The organism is Streptomyces sp. NPDC055025 (genome assembly GCF_053608565.1).
In genome coordinates this window covers 1-19,724 of record NZ_JBSGVS010000104.1, presented here as the reverse complement: position 1 = coordinate 19,724, position 19,724 = coordinate 1, and the positions used below count along the sequence as shown (strand labels likewise).

Genomic DNA, 19,724 nt, shown 5'->3' with positions numbered 1-19,724 from the left:
GGCCGGGGCGCACAGTGAGTGCGCGCCCCGGCCCGTCCCCGGCGATCCGCTCCGGTCCGCCTACCGCTTACTTCTTGCGACGACGGCCGCCGCTGCCGCCGCCGCCCTTCTGCGCCTTACGGCGCTCGGCGCGCGTCAGCCCGTCCGTCGTGGACCGGGTCGGCCCGTCCGCGTTCTGGAAGTCGCCCTCGACGATGCCGCCCTCCCCGTCCACCGTGGGCGCGGAGAAGTGCAGCCGGTCGGGCCGCTGCGGCGCGTCGAGCCCCTTGGCGCGGATCTCCGGCCTGGCCGTGCCCGCCGCCACCGTGTCCTGCTTGGTGAGCGAAGGACGCTCGGCCGCGTCCTGCACCGGAACCTCCTCGACCTGCTGCTCGACCTGGACCTCCAGGTTGAACAGATAGCCGACGGACTCCTCCTTGATGCCGTCCATCATGGCGTTGAACATGTCGAAGCCCTCGCGCTGGTACTCGACCAGCGGGTCCTTCTGGGCCATCGCGCGCAGGCCGATGCCCTCCTGGAGGTAGTCCATCTCGTAGAGGTGCTCACGCCACTTGCGGTCCAGGACGGAGAGCACCACGCGCCGCTCCAGCTCACGCATGATGTCCGAGCCGAGCTGGTTCTCACGCTCCTCGTACTGCGCGTGGACGTCGTCCTTGATGGACTCCGCGATGAACTCGGCGGTGATCCCGGCGCGGTCGCCGGCCGCCTCCTCCAACTCCTCGACGGTGGCCTTCACCGGGTAGAGCTGCTTGAAGGCGCCCCACAGCCGGTCGAGGTCCCACTCCTCGGCGAAGCCCTCGACCGTCTCCGCCTGGATGTACGCGTCGATCGTGTCGTCCATGAAGTGACGCACCTGCTCGTGCAGGTCCTCGCCCTCCAGGACACGGCGGCGCTCGCCGTAGATGACCTCGCGCTGCCGGTTGAGGACCTCGTCGTACTTCAGGACGTTCTTACGCGTCTCGAAGTTCTGCTGCTCGACCTGCGACTGGGCGGAGGCGATGGCGCGCGTCACCATCTTGTTCTCGATGGGGACGTCGTCCGGCACATTGGCCATGGCCATGACCCGCTCGACCATCTGCGCCTTGAACAGCCGCATCAGGTCGTCACCGAGCGACAGATAGAACCGGGACTCGCCCGGGTCCCCCTGACGTCCGGACCGGCCCCGGAGCTGGTTGTCGATACGGCGTGACTCGTGCCGCTCGGTGCCGAGGACATAGAGCCCGCCGAGCTCCTTGACCTCCTCGAACTCCGCCTTGACCGCCTGCTCGGCCTTCTCCAGCGCGGCGGGCAGGGCCGCCGCCCACTCCTCGACATGCTCGACGGGGTCCAGACCGCGCTGGCGCAGCTCCGCCTCGGCCAGATCGTCGGGGTTGCCGCCGAGCTTGATGTCCGTACCACGGCCGGCCATGTTCGTGGCGACGGTGACGGCGCCCTTGCGGCCGGCCTGGGCGACGATCGTCGCCTCCCGGTCGTGCTGCTTGGCGTTGAGCACCTCGTGCTGGACGCCGCGCTTGTTGAGCTGCTGCGAGAGGTACTCGGACTTCTCGACCGAGGTGGTGCCGACCAGGATCGGCTGGCCCTTCTCGTGCTTCTCCGCGATGTCGTCGACGACCGCGGCGAACTTGGCGACCTCGGTGCGGTAGATCAGGTCGGACTGGTCCATCCGGACCATCGGCCGGTTCGTCGGGATCGGTACGACGCCCAGCTTGTAGATCTGGTGGAACTCGGCGGCCTCGGTCATGGCCGTACCGGTCATACCGGAGAGCTTGCCGTAGAGGCGGAAGAAGTTCTGAAGGGTGATCGTGGCGAGGGTCTGGTTCTCGTCCTTGATGTCCACCCCTTCCTTCGCCTCGATCGCCTGGTGCATGCCCTCGTTGTAGCGGCGGCCGGCGAGGATACGGCCGGTGTGCTCGTCGACGATCATGACTTCGCCGTCGATGACGACATAGTCCTTGTCGTTCTTGAAGAGTTCCTTGGCCTTGATGGCGTTGTTCAGATAACCCACCAGCGGGGTGTTCACCGACTCGTACAGATTGTCGATACCCAGCCAGTCCTCGACCTTCGAGACGCCCGGCTCATGGATGGCGACGGTGCGCTTCTTCTCGTCGACCTCGTAGTCGCCGGTCTCCTCGACGCCCTTGAGCGGATTGCCCGCCTCGCCCCTGGTCAGCCGGGTGACCAGCTTGGCGAAGTCGCCGTACCACTTGGTGGCCTGGTCGGCGGGTCCGGAGATGATCAGCGGCGTACGGGCCTCGTCCACGAGGATCGAGTCGACCTCGTCGACGATCGCGTAGTTGTGGCCGCGCTGGACCAGCTCCTCCTGCGACCACGCCATGTTGTCGCGGAGGTAGTCGAAGCCGAACTCGTTGTTCGTGCCGTACGTGATGTCGCAGGCGTACTGCTCGCGGCGCTGCGCGGGCGTCATGTTCGCCAGGATGCAGCCGACTTCGAGTCCGAGGAACTTGTGGACGCGGCCCATCATCTCGGAGTCGCGCTCGGCCAGATAGTCGTTCACCGTGATCAGGTGGACGCCCTTGCCGGACAGCGCGTTCAGATAGGCGGGCAGCGTGCCGACGAGGGTCTTGCCCTCACCGGTCTTCATCTCGGCGACATAGCCGAGGTGCAGCGCGGCGCCGCCCATGAGCTGGACGTCGTAGTGACGCTGGCCGAGGGCGCGCTTGGCCGCCTCGCGTACGGTCGCGAAAGCCTCGGGGAGCAGGTCGTCCAGGCTCTCGCCGTCGGCGAACCGCTGCTTGTACTCGGCGGTGAGCGCCCTCAACTCGGCGTCGGAGAGGCTCACGAAGTCCTCTTCGATGGAGTTGACCTGGTCCGCGATGCGGTGCAGTTTGCGCAGGATCTTGCCTTCGCCTGCACGCATGAGCTTGTTGAAGACGGACACTGAGGTTGGTCTCCTTGCCGGTCGGGCCTGGCACGTGGGTCGGATACGGACACGGGCGCGGGCACGGCAGGCGGGCCCCACCGCAACGGCCATCGTAAGCGAGGACCCGCCTGTGCCGGGAGGGCCGCCGTCACGCGGGTCTGCTGTCACCCGCAAGAAGAACGCGCGGAGCCCGTCGAAGGTGCCGGTGCGACGGGAAAAGTAGTCGTGACAAGGAGCACGCCCCGGCAGAATCCGGGCATGGAACCCCTGATCCTCACCACCGGGCGGCTGCGGCTCCGGCCGCCGTCGCCCGCCGACACCGACGACATTCTCGCGGCCTGCCAGGATACGGAGATCCAGCGGTGGATACCGGTGCCCTCGCCCTACGAACGGCAGCACGCGGAGGACTTCACCGGGCGGATGGTTCCGGACGGCTGGAGCCGGGACACGGAGTACACCTTCGCCGTGGAGCCGCGCGGCGGCGGCCCTGTGATCGCCGCGCTCAGCCTGCACCACCCCCGTCCCGGCACCTGGGAGGTCGGCTTCTGGACGGCCAGGGAGCACCGGGGCCGCGGCTATATGACGGAGGCCGTGACGGCGGTGGCCCGCTGGGCCTTCACGGCACTGGCCGCGGAGCGGCTGGAATGGCGTGCCGAGGTGGGCAACGCGGGCTCGCGGGCCGTCGCGGAGAAGGCCGGTTTCGCGGTGGAGGGAGTGCTGCGCGCTGGGCTGCTCAATAAGGGCACCCTGCGTGACTGCTGGATCGGCGCGCTGCTCCCGTCCGATCTGGGGCTGCCGGGCGTGCATCCGTATCTGCCCGCGCGGGCAGCGCGGGCAGATACGGCGGAGGCAGATACGGCGCGGACCGGACAGACCCTTCCCGGGCAGGCCGTATCCGGGGCCGCGCAGGCCGCGTCCGGGGCCGGAAATGGCCCCGCCCCGGTTCCGGACGTACCCGCCCGGACCTGAGTGTCAGTGGCGCCGTCTATCGTGCGGACCATGACGACTGTGCCACCCGCCGCCGAGCTGTCCGCCGACGACGCCCGCCGTATAGCGCTGCGTGCCCAGGGATTCCTCGGCGCGCCCGACCGGCGTGGCGGCGTCCGGGGCGTTCTGCGCCATCTCGGCGCCGTCCAGCTCGACACCATCTCGGTGCTGGCGCGGTCGCACGAGCTGATTCCGTACGCACGGCTGGGCGCCGTGGGCCGCAGGAAGGTCGAGGAGGCCTACTGGACGCCCGCGCCCGTCGGAGGACCGTCACCGAGCCCGCACGCCTTCGAGTACTGGTCCCACGCGGCGTGCATCCTGCCGATCGAGGAGTGGCCGCACTTCGCCTTCCGCCGCCGCGCCTACCGCGCCCGCCCGCAGTGGGACCACAAGCTGACCGACGGCGCGTACGAATCGGTGATCAAGCAGTTGCGTGTGGAGGGCCCGCTGACCGCCACGGAGCTGGGCGGCGCCAAGAACGGCGGCCCGTGGTGGGACTGGTCGGAGGCGAAGGTCGCCGTCGAGCGCGCGCTGATGCTCGGCGAGGTCGTGTGCACCGGCCGGCGCAGCTGGAAGCGGGTGTACGACCTCGCGGAGCGTGCCGTCCCCGACGCGCTCCTCCATGACGATCTGGACGACCGGGAGTGTCTGCGCCGACTCGTCCAGCTCGCGGGCCGGTCGCTCGGCGTGGGCACGCGCGCCGATATCGCGGACTACCACCGTCTCAAGGGCGAGCAGTTCGACGCCGTGGTCGCGGACTCGGGACTGGTGCCGGTGACGGTCGAGAAGTGGGGCAAGCCCGCCTGGGCCGATCCCGAGGCACTGGCGAGCGTTCCCCGCGGACGGCACCGTACGACCCTGCTGTCACCGTTCGACTCGCTGATCTGGGAGCGTTCCCGCACGGAACGGATCTTCGGCTTCACCCACCGGCTGGAGGCCTATACGCCCAAGCCCAAGCGGGTGTACGGCTACTTCGTGATGCCGCTGCTGTCCGGCGGCAGACTGCTGGGCCGTGTCGACCCGGCGCGCGAGGGGAAGACGCTGGTGGCCAAGCAGGTCTCCCTGGAGACCCGCAAAGCCGTGCTTCCCATGGCCCAGGCCCTGCGGGAAGCGGCGGAGTGGGTCGGCTGCTCGGACGTACGGGTGGAGCGGGTACGGGTGGCGCAGGTGGACGCACCGGAGCTGCGCGTCCCTCTGGCCGACGCGCTCACCGCCGTCTGACCGCCGCCCGACCACCGTCCGGCTCTTCGGTGACCGGCTCAGCGGATTTCGAGAATCTTCTCCCGCATCGCGTAGACCACGGCCTCCATCCTGGAGTGCAATTGCAGCTTCTCCAGGATGTTGCGGACATGGTTCTTCACGGTGTTCTCGGAGATGAACAACTCCTTGGCGATATCACGGTTGTTCATTCCCGTGGCCACCAGCTTGAGGACTTCCAGTTCACGGTCGGTCAGCCGCGGCGCGGGGACAAGTCTCCGCTCGTCGGTGCGCTGAATCATCGACTTGAACTCGGTCAGCAGCTTGGACGCCATGGACGGACTGATCTGTGACTGTCCGTCGGCCACGGCGCGGATGGCGGTGGCCACCTCGTCGGTGGAGATCTCCTTGAGGAGATAGCCGGTGGCGCCGGCCTTGATCGCGTCGTAGAGGTCGGCCTCCTCGTCGCTGATCGTCAGCATGATGATCTTGGCGCTGGGGGCCACTTCCTTGATGGAGGTGCAGGCCTCGATACCGCCGCGCTTGGGCATCCGTACATCCATCAGCACGATGTCCGGCAGCAGATCGGCTGCCTTGTCCACGGCCTCCGCGCCGTCGCCGGCCTCGCCGATGACCTGGATGTCCTCCTCCTGGGCGAGGACGATCTCCAGTCCTCGGCGGAAGAGGGCGTGGTCGTCCACGACAAGGACCCGGATGGGCTCCTTGCGGGAGCCGCCCCGTTCCCTGTCGGCGTCGGACCGGGCGCCGCCGACCGTGTCATCGGCATCGTCCGCGCTGTGCACCGGTCCGAAGCTGTCCGCCATCGTTCCTCCCCCTGAAGGCCGTGGCCCGAGTTCACAAGAGCCGGCCAACCGCAGTTCGCAGACCACTTGTTGGCTTGCGACGCCATGATTTCATGCCTTGATGACAGAGCGGTGATCCTTCGGTCCGCACGCCGGTGCCCCTGAGGCGCGGGGGGCGCTCAGGGGCACCGCCGGAGCACGGATCCCGGCGGCCTTCCGGCCGCTCCGGGCCGTCCGCCGGCCGCGTGCGTGCGACGGCTCAGCCGCCGAGGGCGCCGCCCGCGCCGCCGGCTCCAGAACCGGCGAACGGGTCCGTCCTGAGGTGGATCACACCGTAGTCGTATGCGTGGCGCCGGTAGACGACGCTGGGTTCCTTGGTGTCGGAATCGACGAAGAGATAGAAGTCGTGCCCGACCAGTTCCATCTCGTAGAGCGCCTGATCGAGGGTCATCGGTGCCGCCGCGTGGTTCTTCTCCCGGACCACCAAAGGCCCTTCACCCTGTACCTCCAGTGTGCCGATCCTGGTGGTCGGGACGGCCTCGGCCGCCGCCTCTTCCGCGGCGGTCTGGCCGTTGGCGTTCAACTGAGCCACGTCAGGAACGACTTCGACGACCTCGGCGGCCGAAAGCCGCCCATTGCCACGCCGGTTGTGGCGCTTCTCGTGCTGCTTGCGCAGCCGGGCCTCCAGCTTGCCGGTGGCCAGATCGAGCGCCGCGTACGGATCGGCCGCGGCCGCCTCCGCACGGATCACGGGGCCACGGGAGTGGAGCGTGATCTCCACCCGGTCGCACCGGTCGGCCTGCCGCGGGTTGTGCTCCTTGGACACCTCGACGTCGAGGCTGATCACCTTGCCGTCGAGCTTCTGGATCTTCTCCAGCTTGAGCTTCTCGGCCACGTGCTTGCGGAACCGCTCGGGCACCTCGGTCTTGCGGCCCTTGACGACGATGTCCACGCAGAACTCCGTTCCCGGATCACTCCGCCTCATTGCGGAGTTACTCCCTGTTGCACCAGACCCCAGTAGTCACCGGAGCCTCGGACTTGGTGACTTTCACCTCCTCCTCCCCCGTCGGCATGATCCCCACCCACCGAAGTTCCGGAGGTTCTGAAAACGCCGAGCAGACCAGTGCATTCAGTCAGTCATGGCTTCCGCCATTCCTCATAACCGAACATAGCCCTCCCGGACGGGTGTCGGCACCCGCTACCGGCATGTACCTCTGTTCAGGTCTTTTTCTTCCCCGTTTACCAGCAACGATGCAAGATCCCGATCAGTTCCGGTTTATTTCGAAGGACAGGGGCGGAGCGGCCACAACTGCCGCGCTCACCTGTGCGTATCCCGGAATGCCGGACCCCATTGCGGCACGCAGTGCCCTCGCCGCCTCGACGAGCGAAGAACCGGTTGTCATGAGATCGTCCACCAGCACCACCCGGCCGGCGGCCAGCAGTCGCGCGCCCCCGCCGGCCACTTCCAGCGCCCCCGAGAGATTCACCCGTCTGCGGCGGGCGTCGAGACCCGCCTGGTCCGCCACCGCGCGTCGCTGCCGCAGCACCGGCAGCACCCGGCACGGCCGGCCCGCATGTCTCAGCTCACCCGCGGCGGCCAGCGCCATCCGGCGGGTCGCGTCATGTCCGCGCGCTCCGACCGCGCGGCGCGCGGACGGCATCGGTACGAGCAGCAGCGGTCCCACCCCCGTACCGGACGGCGCGGCGGCCCGCACGGCCCCGGCCAGGGCGCGGCCGAGCGGCGCGGCCAGCCCGAGCGCGCCCCGCTCCTTGTGCGCCAGCAGAACGGCCCGTACGGCGTCCTCGTACGGCGCCGCCGCGTGCACCACCGGCAGTCCCGTCGGCTCGGGAACCGGCCGCACCCGGCAGGGCCACGTCCCGTACAGGGCGCGGCCGCACTCCTCGCACAGCGGCGTCCTGGGACTGCCGCACCCACCACAGGCGACCGGCAGCACCAGGCCGGTGATCTCGCGCCACCACCCCCGCATGGGACCCACTGTGCCAATGACGGAAGCCCCCGGCCACCCCTGTGGATGACTGGTTCCGGTAAAGCTCAGGGCCGGGGTGCTCCGCTCCCGCCGAGGCGGTCACCGCCCGTACGGACACGCCGACGTGCGGGTACGCGACCACCCCGGCCGCCGGGACTCCGCCGCTGGGGCCCGGCCGCCGGACAGGCGCCGCCGGGACGCGTGGGCGTGGTCAGCCGGGATAGACCGGCGACGAGCCCTCCTCGACCATCGTCTGCCAGTTCGCCCCCATGGGCAGCCCCACGATCCCGGCGTCCTGGGTGTCGGCCACCAGCGGCTGCCGGTCGTCGTCGGCCGCCGCGATCGCCGTCACCGGGGAGAGTCCCGGCAGCACGCCCGCCGCCGAGGTCGACCCGTCGGTCTGGATGTAGCGCACCTGCTCCACACCGCCGGACTCCTTGCCGACCACCACCAGCCGGCTGGGGCCCGCCCAGGACACCGCCGTCACCGACTCGATCTGCGGGGCGACGGGCTGGAGTCCCCTCACCGACACCTCGGACTCGGCCCCGGAGCCATCCCGCTCCACCCGTCCGATCCGCAAGGTGGTCCGCCCGTCCTCGGCCAGCAGCAGCGCGATCCGTACACCGTCCGCCGAGACGCGCAGCGCCTCGATACGCGCGCCGCCCAGCCCGTCGACCGTGACCTGCCGCGGCGCGCCGGTGCCGTCCGCGAACCGCAGCAGACGCGGTTGCCCGGGATCCCGGTCGGCGATCCACAGATCCCCGTGTCCGTCCCAACTCGGCGCGGACAGCCGGTCCTGCGGGCGTGCGCCCTTGCTCTCCACGAGCGGGGCGCCCAACTCGCCGTCCGAGAGTATGGAGGCCACATGGAGCGACTTGGCGTCCTCCGAGACGCCCGCCGCGTGCTTCTCGTCACGCGCCACCGCGACCGGGCCGAGCTTCGGCCCGTCCTTGCCGAACGGCCCGAGGACCCGCACCGGGTCGACGCTCTCGTCACTGCCGATGTGAAGCGTCGACAACCGCCCGCCGCTGTCGACGAAGTACGGGTTGTCGGGCTGCCCGGTGGTCCGGTCGGGCGCGAACTCCTCGGCCTGGTCCCCGCTGAGCACACAGAGCGAGGAGCCGTCCGCCAGCAACTCGACCTGGCTGACCGGGGTGGAGGTCAGGTCCCGCAGCGTGAAGAGCAACTGCGCGGCCATCTTGCGGCACTGACCGCGCCCCGCCTTGGACGCCTTCTCGTTCAGCGGCACCTTCAGCGCGTTCCGGTCGTCGAACTCCAGCGATCTGGTGCCCTTCTGAAGGGCCGTACCTGCCGGGAAGGGCGAGTCGACCACGGGCTTCAACCAGTGCGTCGGTCCGTCGAGCAGTACCTTCACCGCCTGGGTGACCGGATCCATCCGCGTCGTGGGGTCTATTCGCTGACGGATGTAGACCGGGTCCGCGACCAGCCAGTTCTCCCCCGATGCGAAGTAGTACTTATTCATGGAGCGGTAGTTGCGCTGGAAGTCCGACTCACCGAGCACCAGCCCCGGCGGCAGGCTGTCGATGCGCCACTCGTTGGTGTCCGCACCGGCCGTCTCCTGCACGAGGTGGATCGTTCCGTTGTACGGCGTCGGCTCGATCGGCTGGTAGACGTGCGCGGCGTCCACATCGGCGATCCGGTCCCCGTACAGCGGATAGGTGCGGCCGGGGTCACCGGAGCCGGCGGGCGGCTCCTTGACCGGGGCGGGATCGGGCGCGGCGCGCAGTACGGTCGTGCCCTCCCCCGGCTTCCAGTTCCTGGACGCCTCCTTCGTCAGATACTTCCTGGCCATCGCGAAGTCGGGATCGTCACTGGTCATGGCCTCCAGGAAGCCGTCGACGATCTCGTCGGGCCCCGCCTTCTCCCGGGGCGGCACGGCGTACACCCGCACCTGCGACTCACCCGGCGGCGATGCCTTCACCGGCTCCACGTCCCCGCTGTCCGGGATCGACGCGCACCCGGCCAGCAGCGCGGCGACGGTCACCAGCAGGGCCGGCGCGCTCATCGCCCGTCCCAGGCCGTACCGACGGCGGTCAGCGCCCACGAATCGTGTCCTCCCGTTCCGGAATCTGCTGGGCGGGACCACCGGTCCCACCGGGGCCCTGCCCAGCCCCGGTACCAGGCCCGTGCCCATCGCCCGGAAGCGGCTCCTCCGCGGGGCGCGCCACCACCCGCGCGCCGCTGCCCGGCATCGCCGCCGGGTCCACCGCCGCCGCGGACAGGGGCGGCGCCGGTACGCCCGCCCCCGCGGGCAGCGCGGTGCGGTCCACGCGCTGCTGGGCGGGCACGCTCGACAGCCGGTGCGCGCTCTCCTTGAGATCGTGGGCCCCCACGCGCTCCCGGTTGCTCCGGGAGTCCTCGGGCTCCAGCGGTATGGGCGATCCTCGCAGCGCCTCGTCCGCCGTACGGGGCAGCGTCAGCCGGAACTGCGACCCGCCGCCGGGCTCGCCCCACGCCTGGAGCCAGCCGCCGTGCAGCCGCGCGTCCTCGACGGCGATCGACAGCCCGAGGCCGGTGCCCCCGGTGGTACGGGCGCGCGCCGGATCGGCCCGCCAGAAGCGGTTGAACACCCGGGTCGCCTCACCGGGCTTGAGCCCCACACCGTAGTCACGCACGGCGACCGCGACGGCTCCGCCCGCGACCCCCATCCGTACGATCACATCCCGCCCCTCGCCGTGCTCGACGGCGTTGACGACCAGATTGCGCAGCACCCGCTCCACGCGGCGGGCATCGGCCTCGGCCACGACGGGCTGCTCGTCCCCGAGAACACGGATCCTGCTGCCCTTCGCCTGCGCCAGCGGCTCGGCCCCGCCGATCACCCGCCGTACGACCACCCGCAGATCTATCGGCTCGGCCTCCAGCGCCGCCGCGCCCGCGTCGAAGCGGCTGATCTCCAGCAGATCCGACAGCAGCGACTCGAAGCGGTCGAGCTGGTCGCCGAGGAGCTCGGCCGAGCGCGCCGTCACCGGGTCGAAGTCGCCGCGCGCCTCATGGATGACATCGGCGGCCATGCGCACGGTCGTCAGAGGGGTGCGCAGTTCGTGAGAGACGTCGGAGACGAACCGGCGCTGCATCCTGGACAGCTCCTCCAGTTGCTGGATCTTGAGCTGGAGGTTCTGCGCCATCTTGTTGAACGCCTCGCCGAGCCGTGCGATGTCGTCCTCGCCGGTGACCTTCATCCGCTCCTGGAGACGGCCGGTGGAGAGCCGCTCGGCGATACCCGCGGCCATCCGTACGGGTGTGACGACCTGCCGCACCACCAGCCAGGCGATGGCTCCGAGCAGCACGACCACGAAGAGCCCCGCCGTGGCGAGCGTGCCCTTGACCAGATTGAGCGACTGCTCCTCCTGGGTCAGCGGGAAGAGGTAGTACAGCTCGTACGCGTTGCCGTCGACGTCGTTCAGCCGCTTGCCGACGACCAGCCCCGGCTCGGGCTCCCGGTCCTCGGTGGCGCCGGTGTATCTGATCTGCGCGTACGTCTCGAACGGTCCGGTCCCCCGCGCCACGGCGGACCGCAGATCCGCGGGAACGCTGGCGAAATCCACCCCGCCCGAGACCCGGGGCGCGCGGTTGGTGGAGGCCACATCCTGCGCTTCGGGACTCAGCGCCACCACATTGAAGGCACCCGGGCCACCGCTGGCGAGCTGTTCGACCAGGTCGGAGCGCCAGTTGACGGAGTTCCTGCCCGACTTGCCGCTCGCCCCGTCGCCGTCCCGGCCGCCGGGCGCGGCCGGTGCGTCGGCCTTCTCCTTCGCCACGGTGAACCCGCCCGCCGCCTGGCTCTGGGCCGCCTTCTCCTTGGCTTCGAGCAGACCGTTGCGCACCTGGCCGATGACGACGAACCCGAGCAGCAGCACCACCCCGAGCGACATCAGCAGGGTGGTCGCGACCACCCTGAGCTGGATATTGCGCCGGTACAGCCGCACCGCGGGCAGCAGCGGCCGCCTCACCCAGCGCACCAGCAGCCGCAGCACCGGTCCGCCCGGCGAGCCGTCCTGGAGCAGCCGGCCGCTCTGGAAGAGCCGGCCGAACCGTGAGAACACCCGTCCCGGGCCGGCAGCCCGCGCCGCACGGACTCCCGGCTCCCCGGGCTTCGGAGCAGCGCTGCCGCCGGACATGTCAGCTCGGTCCTGCCTTGTAACCGACACCGCGGACGGTCACCACGATCTCGGGACGCTCCGGGTCCTTCTCGACCTTGGAGCGCAACCGCTGGACATGCACATTGACCAGCCGGGTGTCCGCCGCGTGCCGGTAGCCCCACACCTGCTCCAGGAGCACCTCACGCGTGAACACCTGCCACGGCTTGCGTGCCAGCGCGACCAGCAGATCGAACTCCAGCGGGGTCAGGGCGATCGACTGCCCGTCCCGCTTCACGGAGTGACCCGCCACATCGATGACAAGATCGCCTATCGCCAACTGCTCCGGCGCCGGCTCCTCGGACCTGCGCAGCCGCGCCCTGATGCGGGCCACCAGTTCCTTGGGCTTGAACGGCTTGACGATGTAGTCGTCGGCCCCCGACTCCAGACCCACCACCACATCGACCGTGTCGCTCTTGGCCGTCAGCATGACGATCGGAACCCCGGACTCGGCCCTGATGAGCCGGCACACCTCGATACCGTCCCGGCCGGGCAGCATGAGATCCAGCAGCACCAGATCCGGCTTGGTCTCGCGGAAAGCGGCGAGCGCCTTGTCACCGTCCGCTACGAACGACGGCTCGAAACCCTCACCACGCAGCACAATCCCGAGCATCTCGGCCAGTGCGGTGTCGTCATCGACGACAAGGACACGTCCCTTCATATCGACATCATCCCATTAGCTCATCGTTACCTTGGCGTGACCTGACACACAGCTCCGCGATTCCAGCCCCGGTCACCGGGGACAGCGCGCCTTTTTCGGTGACGATCGCCGTCACCAGTTCCGGGGGCGTGATGTCGAAGGCCGGGTTGTACGCCTGCGTTCCCAGCGGCGCCACCGGCATCCCACTCCCCGCCTCCACTCCCGCCACCGCGGTCTGCGGCGCCGTGACCTCTGTCACTTCCTGTCCCGACCGCTGCTCCACCTCGATCGACGCCCCGTCGGGGGTGTCGAGGTCGATCGTCGTGGTGGGGGCGACCACGACGAACGGCACATGGTGGTACTTGGCCAGCACGGCGAGCGGATAACTCCCCACCTTGTTCGCCACCGAGCCGTCCGCGGCGATCCGGTCGGCCCCGATCAGAACGGCGTCCACCTCCCCCGCCGCGAACAGCGAACCAGCCGCGTTGTCCGTGAGCAATGTGTACGCCATCCCGTTGCGAGCCGCCTCATACGCCGTCAGCCGGGCCCCCTGGAGAAGCGGACGGGTCTCGTCCACCCACAGGCGCCGCAGCCGCCCGGCCCGGTGGGCCGACAGTGCCACGGCGAACGCCGTGCCCTCCCCGCCCGAGACAAGCGCCCCGGTGTTGCAGTGGGTCAGGATCCGGTGGCCGCCACCCGGCAGCAGTTCATCGAGGAGCGTAAGCCCAAACTCGGCCATCTGCGCGCTGGCCTCGGCATCCTCCCGGTGCAGCAGCCTCGCCTCGGCGAGCGCGGCCGCGGCGGCCTGCTCAAGACCGGCCCCGCTCCCGGCCACCGAGCGGTACGCGTCCCGCGCCCTGCGCACTCCGTACCCGAGGTTCACCGCGGTGGGCCGCGCCTGCGCGAGCTGAGTCGCCGCGTCCTCCACGTCATAGCCCCGCCGCGCGGCCAGTGCCACACCGTAGGCGCCCGCGATACCCAGCAACGGCGCCCCCCGCACCGCCAGCGTCCTGATCGCCCGTACGAGGGCGGGCACATCCGTACAGACCAGCTCTGCCTCCTCGACCGGAAGTCTCGTCTGGTCGAGGAGCACCAGCACGGGCCCTTCCGGCGGCTCGTCCCAGCGAATCGAGGGGAGCATGGACGGCTCCACGCCGACCGGGGTTTGTGCGTACTGATCAACCATCCGCTCAGTCTGCCCGCTACGGCACGGACAATGAAGGCAAGCACGGACGCGACAAGGAGATACGTCCACCGGCCCGCCCGAAGCCAACGCGTGGCACGATGGCTGCCAGCCCGCCACCCCGCTCCGCGGACAGGCACTGTCGAATCGCCGGCTCGCCGAGCCGGTCCCGCAACCAATCCACGAGGTGGACGACCGTGAACGACACTCCGGGCTGGGCCTCGCCCGGATCCGCCCCGTCCGACGGCCAGGACGCCACCGTGCCCAGGCCCGCCGCGCCCGCCGACGACACCGGCTCCACCCCGAAGTGGTCGGCCGACCGGCCGCCGGCCGGACAGTGGTCCCCGCCGAGCGCCTCCGGCACCGGACCCGCGCCGCAGCGGCCGGCACCGGGCTGGGGCGGGCCCGCCCAGGGCCGAGGACCGGGCTACGGCGGAGGCCCCGGCCCCGGTTACGGCTGGGGGCCGCCGCCCGCCGCCAAGCCGGGCGTGATCCCGCTGCGCCCGCTCGGTGTCGGCGAGATCCTGGACGGCGCCGTCTCCACGCTGCGCGCCCACTGGCGGACCGTACTGGGCGTCACCCTCGCCGTCGCCGTGGTCTCCCAGATCGCCGAGATCCTGATCCAGCGTTATCTCCTTCCCGAGCCGGTGGCCCTCGACCCCGACGCCACCCCCTCGGAGACCCTCAGGCAAGCCGCCGACTCGATGCAGCAGAGCCTTGTCTCGCTCGTGCCGTCGCTGGTCCTCACCGTGATCGGCACCCTCTTCACCACCTCGATACTCACCGTGGTGATCAGCCGCTCCGTGCTGGGACGCCCCGTCACTCTCTCCGAGGCCTGGCGCGAGTCCCGGCCCCGGCTCCCCCAACTCCTCGGCCTGACCTTGCTGTTGCTCCTGATGAGCACCGCCGTCATGACGATCGGCGTCCTCCCCGGCATGCTGCTGGGATCGGTCGCGGGTGCCGCGCTCACCGTGCTCGGCGGATGCGCCGGCCTCGCCGTCGTCATCTGGCTGATGGTCCGCTTCAACCTCGCCTCGCCCGCACTCATGCTGGAACGCCGGGGCGTGATGCCGTCCTTGCGCCGCTCCGCCAAGCTTGTGGGAGGCGCCTGGTGGCGCACCTTCGGCATCCTCCTGCTCACCCTTCTGCTGACCTTCCTCGTCACGCTGGTACTCGCGGTGCCCTTCGGCATCGTCGCCGCCGCGGTGGACGGCGGGGGTCTCGACGGCCTGATGTCCGGCACCGGCGCGGATCTCGGCTGGCCCTTCCTGATCATCACCGGTATCGGCACGGTGGTCGCCACCACGATCACCTATCCGATCTCCGCCGGCGTGACCGTCCTCCTCTATGTGGACCAGCGCATCCGCCGCGAAGCCCTCGACCTCGAACTGGCGCGGGCCGCGGGCGTACCGGGCTACGGCCCCGAGCAGTCGGGCCACAGCCCTTCCAGGAGCTGATGCGGTGTCCATCACGGGGGGAGCGACGTCCACGCGGCCGCTGATACGCCTGAGCGACGGCATACCGGTGGACACCCCTCGCGCCCCCGCCCGAGAAGCGGCGGAGCGCGAACTGTCCAAGCCGATGTACCACGAGAACGACCCGAACCTTCTCCAGCGCGCGATCAACCGCTTCTGGGAGTGGATCGGCGATCTCCTCGACGCCGCTTCCGGCGCCGCCCCCGGCGGTCCGCTCGGCCTCGCCGTCGTCTTCCTGGTGGTGGTGGCCCTGCTCGCCGCCCTCTGGTGGCGGCTGGGCACGCCCCGCCGCATACCCGGCCCGGCCGGCTCGCTCTTCGAGGACGGACCGCGCAGCGCAGCGGAACACCGCGCCAGTGCCGAAGCACACGCCGCCGCCGAGCGCTGGAACGAGGCCGTCCAGGAGCGGATGCGCGCCATCGTGCGCTCCCTGGAGGAACGAACGCTGCTCGACCCGCGCCCCGGCCGTACCGCCGACGAAGCCGCCGCCGAGGCCGGACGCCCGCTCCCCGGCCACGCCCACCGACTCCGCGCCGCCGCGAGCGAGTTCGACGACGTCACATACGGAGGCCGCACCGCCGACCAGGGGGCATATCTGCGTCTGCGGGAACTCGATCTCGATCTGGAACGAGCGAAGCCGCAGTTGAGCACCGCATCCGGAGGAACGGCCGAGTGACCTCCCCGACCAGCTCCACGTCGCTCTCCCTCACCACCGGCCAGATCTGGACCCGAGCCCGCGGACTGCTCCTCGCGCTCGCCATCCTGCTGACGGCCGGGATCGTGATGGCCGCACTCACCTCGGGCGACCGGCACGGGCGCCTCGATCCCCGCTCCGCCGACCGGTACGGCAGCCGCGCGGCCGCCGAACTGCTCAAAAACAGCGGAGTCTCCATCAGCGTCGTCACCACACTGGACGAGGCCACGGCCGCAACCGGCCCTGACACCACTCTCCTTGTCACCGATCCGAATCTGCTGACACCTCACCAGCAGTGGCTCCTGCACGACACGACCGCGCTCTCGGGAGGCCGTACCGTCCACCTCGGCGCCGGTCCGCCCTCGGTCGGCATCCTGGCACCCGGTGTCCGTACCGGCACGCCCGCGCCCGTCTCCGCACGATCCCCGCGCTGCTCGCTGCCCGCCGCCGACCGTGCGGGCACCGTCGACATCGGCGGCGAGCGATACGTCACCGACTCGCCCAACCCGGACGGCTGCTACCCGATCGACGGCGTGCCGGCCTTGCTCAGGATCCCCGCCGCGGAAACAGCCACGCATCCGGATGCCGGTGACACCGTCCTGCTCGGTTCTCCCGATCTTCTCTACAACGACCGCCTCGACCAGCAGGGCAACGCTTCGCTCGCCCTGCAACTCCTCGGCTCCCGGCCTCATCTCGTCTGGTACCTCCCTTCGCTCAGTGATGCCTCTGCCTCCGAGGGCAGCGGCGACAACAGTGGGGACGGCGGTGACAGCGGCTTCCTCGATCTGATCCCGTCGGGCTGGCTCTGGGGCACCCTCCAGCTCTTCCTCGCCGCGGTGCTCGCCGCCGTCTGGCGCGCCCGCAGGCTGGGCCCTCTCGTGACCGAACGGCTTCCCGTCGCCGTCCGGGCCTCCGAGTCCACCGAGGGCCGCGCTCGCCTCTACCGCAAGGCGAACGCCCGGGACCACGCGGCATCAGCCCTGCGCTCGGCGGCCCGCGACCGTCTCTCATCCCTCCTCGGCATCCCGACGGCCGAGGCACACTCACCCGAGTCCCTGATCCCGGCCGTCGCCGCCCAGCTCGCGGACACCGACCAGGACCCACGCACCCTGCTCTTCGGCCCGGCCCCGGCCGACGACGCCGCTCTCGTCCGCCTGGCGGACCAACTCGACGCCCTCGAAAGAGAGGTACGCACCTCATGAGTGCTCCGACCACGCAGAACGCCGGGAACACCGAGAACACGGACAGCGCCCGCGCCTCCCTGGAAGCCCTGCGCGCCGAGATCGCGAAGGCGGTGGTCGGCCAGGACCCCGCCGTCACCGGACTCGTCGTCGCCCTTCTCTGCCGCGGCCATGTCCTCCTCGAAGGAGTGCCCGGCGTCGCGAAGACCCTTCTGGTACGAGCACTCGCCGCTTCCCTGGAACTCGACACCAAGCGCGTCCAGTTCACCCCGGATCTGATGCCGAGCGACATCACCGGATCCCTTGTGTATGACGCCAGGACCGCAGAGTTCTCCTTCCAGCCCGGCCCTGTCTTCACCAATCTGCTGCTGGCCGACGAGATCAACCGCACGCCGCCCAAGACCCAGTCGTCACTTCTGGAGGCGATGGAGGAACGTCAGGTCACGGTCGACGGCACCCCCCGTCCGCTGCCCGACCCGTTCCTTGTCGCCGCCACCCAGAACCCGGTCGAGTACGAGGGCACCTATCCGCTCCCCGAGGCCCAGCTCGATCGCTTCCTTCTCAAACTGACCGTGTCACTGCCGTCCCGCGACGACGAGATCAGCGTCCTGACCCGCCACGCGGAAGGCTTCAACCCACGTGATCTCCAGGCCGCGGGGGTACGGCCCGTCGCCGGGCCGGCCGACCTGCAAGCCGCACGCGACGCCGTCGCCAAGACATCCGTCTCGCCCGAGATCGCGGGCTATGTCGTCGATATCTGCCGTGCCACGCGTGAATCCCCCTCGCTCTCACTCGGCGTCTCCCCGCGAGGCGCCACTGCCCTGCTCTCCACCGCCCGTGCCTGGGCCTGGCTCACCGGCCGGGACTACGTCATCCCGGACGACGTGAAGGCCCTGGCTCTCCCCACACTCCGCCATCGCGTCCAACTGCGGCCCGAGGCCGAGATGGAGGGAGTCACCGCCGACTCCGTCATCACGGCGATCCTCGCCAATGTCCCCGTTCCCCGATGAGGCGGTGAACCCGTGGCTCTCACCGGACGCACCGCGCTCCTCGCGGCTCTTGGCACTCTCCCCGTCGGCATCTACGCCCCCGGCTGGGCGGGGATCCTTGCCGTCAACGCACCGCTCTCGATAGCAATTCTGTGCGACTACGCCCTGGCCGCACCAGTGCGAACGCTCCGATTCACCCGAAGTGGTGATACGTCTGTTCGACTCGGCGAAAGCGCCGAAGTCCATCTCACCGTCACCAACCCGTCGGGGCGCAGGCTCCGCGCCCATCTGCGTGACGCCTGGCCCCCCAGCAGCTGGTTCACCGGAACCGAACAGGCAGCGTCCCGGCACAAGCTGACCGTTCCAGCAGGGGAACGCCGACGGCTCACCACGTCCCTTCGCCCCACGCGTCGCGGCGACCGCCGCGCGGAACGCGTCACTGTGCGCTCGTACGGCCCCCTGGGCCTGGCGGCCCGCCAAGGCAACCATGACGTCCCGTGGACGGTGCGGGTCCTGCCGCCGTTCACCAGCCGCAAGCACCTGCCGTCCAGGCTCGCCCGACTGCGCGAGCTGGATGGCCGCACCAGCGTGCTGACCCGCGGTGAAGGCACCGAATTCGACAGCCTCCGCGAATACGTGCCTGGGGACGACACCCGGTCCATCGACTGGCGTGCCACCGCCCGCCGCTCGACCGTCGCCGTACGGACCTGGCGCCCGGAACGTGACCGGCACATCCTTGTCGTCCTCGACACCGGCCGCACATCGGCCGGCCGGGTCGGCGACGTCCCCCGCCTCGACGCGGCCATGGACGCCACGCTCCTCCTCACGGCGCTCGCCTCACGAGCGGGCGACCGTGTGGACCTCCTCGCCTACGACCGCCGTGTGCGCGCACAGGTCCAGGGCCGTTCCGCAGGAGATGTCCTGCCGACGATGGTCAACGCGCTCGCCCCGCTCGAACCGGAGCTCGTCGAGACGGATGCCCGCGGTCTGAGCGCTGCCGCGCTGCGGAACGCACCGCGCAGATCGCTCGTCGTGCTCCTCACCAGCCTCGACGCCGCCCCTATCGAGGAGGGACTCCTTCCCGTCCTCCCACAGCTCACCAAACGCCACACAGTCCTTCTCGCCTCCGTCGCCGATCCGCATGTCGAGAACATGAGTACGCGACGGGGCACAGTGGACGCGGTCTACGAGGCCGCCGCCGGCACTCAGGCAGGGACCCAGCGACGTCGTACGGCGGAACAATTGCAGAGGCATGGCGTCACCGTTGTGGATGCCACCCCCGAAAAACTGGCTCCAGCACTCGCGGATGCGTATCTCGCGCTGAAAGCAGCGGGACGCCTCTGATACGAGTACGAGACGAGGGAGCCCGATCGCGTGTAGCCGGCGAAAACGGTCGGCTACCGCATCGGACTTTGAAATGGTCCTGGAACGCAGAAGTGCCCCGTACCGGATACCCGGCACAGGGCACTTCACACAATAATTGTTCGGCGGCGTCCTACTCTCCCACAGGGTCCCCCCTGCAGTACCATCGGCGCTGTGAGGCTTAGCT

General features: G+C 70.1%; 15 protein-coding genes and 1 rRNA gene. 7 read left to right on the top strand and 9 right to left on the bottom strand.

The window, feature by feature from the left end:
- Positions 1 to 67 precede the first annotated feature (67 nt).
- Positions 68 to 2,899: a preprotein translocase subunit SecA gene (gene secA, locus ACWGDX_RS37345; protein WP_453632998.1), complete on the bottom strand. Its 2,832-nt coding sequence runs from the start codon at positions 2,897 to 2,899 to the stop codon at positions 68 to 70.
- 240 nt (positions 2,900 to 3,139) lie between these two features.
- Here secA and ACWGDX_RS37340 point away from each other — a divergent pair, with 240 nt between their 5' ends.
- Together ACWGDX_RS37340 and ACWGDX_RS37335 are read left to right on the top strand one after the other, a co-directional pair.
- A complete protein-coding gene (locus ACWGDX_RS37340; RefSeq protein ID WP_453632996.1) occupies positions 3,140 to 3,850 on the top strand; it encodes a GNAT family N-acetyltransferase in 711 nt (236 codons plus the stop codon).
- A gap of 30 nt (positions 3,851 to 3,880) precedes the next feature.
- Positions 3,881 to 5,089 carry a winged helix-turn-helix domain-containing protein gene (locus ACWGDX_RS37335; RefSeq protein WP_453632994.1) on the top strand — a complete coding sequence of 403 codons (1,209 nt, stop codon included), beginning with the start codon at positions 3,881 to 3,883 and terminating at the stop codon, positions 5,087 to 5,089.
- Positions 5,090 to 5,127: 38 nt separating this feature from the next.
- Here the strand turns inward: ACWGDX_RS37335 and ACWGDX_RS37330 are convergent, their stop codons facing one another.
- The 7 genes from ACWGDX_RS37330 to mtnA form a co-directional block, all read right to left on the bottom strand.
- Positions 5,128 to 5,889 (bottom strand): response regulator, encoded by a 762-nt coding sequence (locus ACWGDX_RS37330; RefSeq protein ID WP_453632992.1) that lies wholly within the window; start codon positions 5,887 to 5,889, stop codon positions 5,128 to 5,130.
- 238 nt (positions 5,890 to 6,127) lie between these two features.
- Complete coding sequence (gene hpf / locus ACWGDX_RS37325) at positions 6,128 to 6,820, bottom strand: ribosome hibernation-promoting factor, HPF/YfiA family (protein ID WP_453633000.1); 693 nt, start codon at positions 6,818 to 6,820, stop codon at positions 6,128 to 6,130.
- Positions 6,821 to 7,133: 313 nt separating this feature from the next.
- Positions 7,134 to 7,856 carry a ComF family protein gene (locus tag ACWGDX_RS37320; RefSeq protein WP_453632990.1) on the bottom strand — a complete coding sequence of 241 codons (723 nt, stop codon included), beginning with the start codon at positions 7,854 to 7,856 and terminating at the stop codon, positions 7,134 to 7,136.
- Positions 7,857 to 8,067: 211 nt separating this feature from the next.
- A complete protein-coding gene (locus ACWGDX_RS37315) occupies positions 8,068 to 9,882 on the bottom strand; it encodes an LpqB family beta-propeller domain-containing protein (RefSeq protein ID WP_453632988.1) in 1,815 nt (604 codons plus the stop codon).
- A 28-nt stretch (positions 9,883 to 9,910) separates the two neighbouring features.
- The gene (gene mtrB / locus ACWGDX_RS37310; protein ID WP_453632986.1) at positions 9,911 to 11,995 is read right to left on the bottom strand and encodes an MtrAB system histidine kinase MtrB; all 2,085 of its coding nucleotides are present in this window, start codon (positions 11,993 to 11,995) and stop codon (positions 9,911 to 9,913) included.
- Between the two features lies 1 nt (position 11,996).
- Entirely contained in the window at positions 11,997 to 12,674 is a 678-nt protein-coding gene (mtrA, locus tag ACWGDX_RS37305; RefSeq protein WP_028804982.1) for a two-component system response regulator MtrA, read from the bottom strand.
- Between the two features lie 7 nt (positions 12,675 to 12,681).
- Positions 12,682 to 13,839, bottom strand: a complete 1,158-nt coding sequence (gene mtnA, locus ACWGDX_RS37300; RefSeq protein ID WP_365906316.1) for an S-methyl-5-thioribose-1-phosphate isomerase — start codon at positions 13,837 to 13,839, stop codon at positions 12,682 to 12,684.
- A gap of 194 nt (positions 13,840 to 14,033) precedes the next feature.
- On the opposite strand from mtnA, the gene ACWGDX_RS37295 reads away from it, so the two are divergent.
- Genes ACWGDX_RS37295 through ACWGDX_RS37275 form a run of 5 tightly spaced genes read left to right on the top strand, consistent with a single transcriptional unit; the run spans position 14,034 to position 19,519 of the window.
- Positions 14,034 to 15,293 carry a DUF7544 domain-containing protein gene (locus ACWGDX_RS37295; protein ID WP_453632983.1) on the top strand — a complete coding sequence of 420 codons (1,260 nt, stop codon included), beginning with the start codon at positions 14,034 to 14,036 and terminating at the stop codon, positions 15,291 to 15,293.
- Between the two features lie 4 nt (positions 15,294 to 15,297).
- Entirely contained in the window at positions 15,298 to 15,987 is a 690-nt protein-coding gene (locus tag ACWGDX_RS37290; RefSeq protein WP_453632981.1) for a DUF4129 domain-containing protein, read from the top strand.
- The gene (locus ACWGDX_RS37285; RefSeq protein WP_453632979.1) at positions 15,984 to 17,207 is read left to right on the top strand and encodes a DUF4350 domain-containing protein; all 1,224 of its coding nucleotides are present in this window, start codon (positions 15,984 to 15,986) and stop codon (positions 17,205 to 17,207) included. Before ACWGDX_RS37290 ends, ACWGDX_RS37285 begins: the two co-directional genes overlap by 4 nt.
- On the top strand, positions 17,204 to 18,196 hold the full coding sequence (locus tag ACWGDX_RS37280; protein WP_453632978.1) for an AAA family ATPase: 993 nt from the start codon (positions 17,204 to 17,206) through the stop codon (positions 18,194 to 18,196). The genes ACWGDX_RS37285 and ACWGDX_RS37280 overlap by 4 nt, the downstream gene beginning before the upstream one ends.
- Positions 18,197 to 18,208: 12 nt before the next feature.
- A complete protein-coding gene (locus ACWGDX_RS37275) occupies positions 18,209 to 19,519 on the top strand; it encodes a DUF58 domain-containing protein (RefSeq protein WP_453632976.1) in 1,311 nt (436 codons plus the stop codon).
- Between the two features lie 138 nt (positions 19,520 to 19,657).
- On the opposite strand, the gene rrf is transcribed toward ACWGDX_RS37275, so the two are convergent.
- A 5S ribosomal RNA gene (rrf, locus tag ACWGDX_RS37270) occupies positions 19,658 to 19,724 on the bottom strand; the annotation flags it as partial.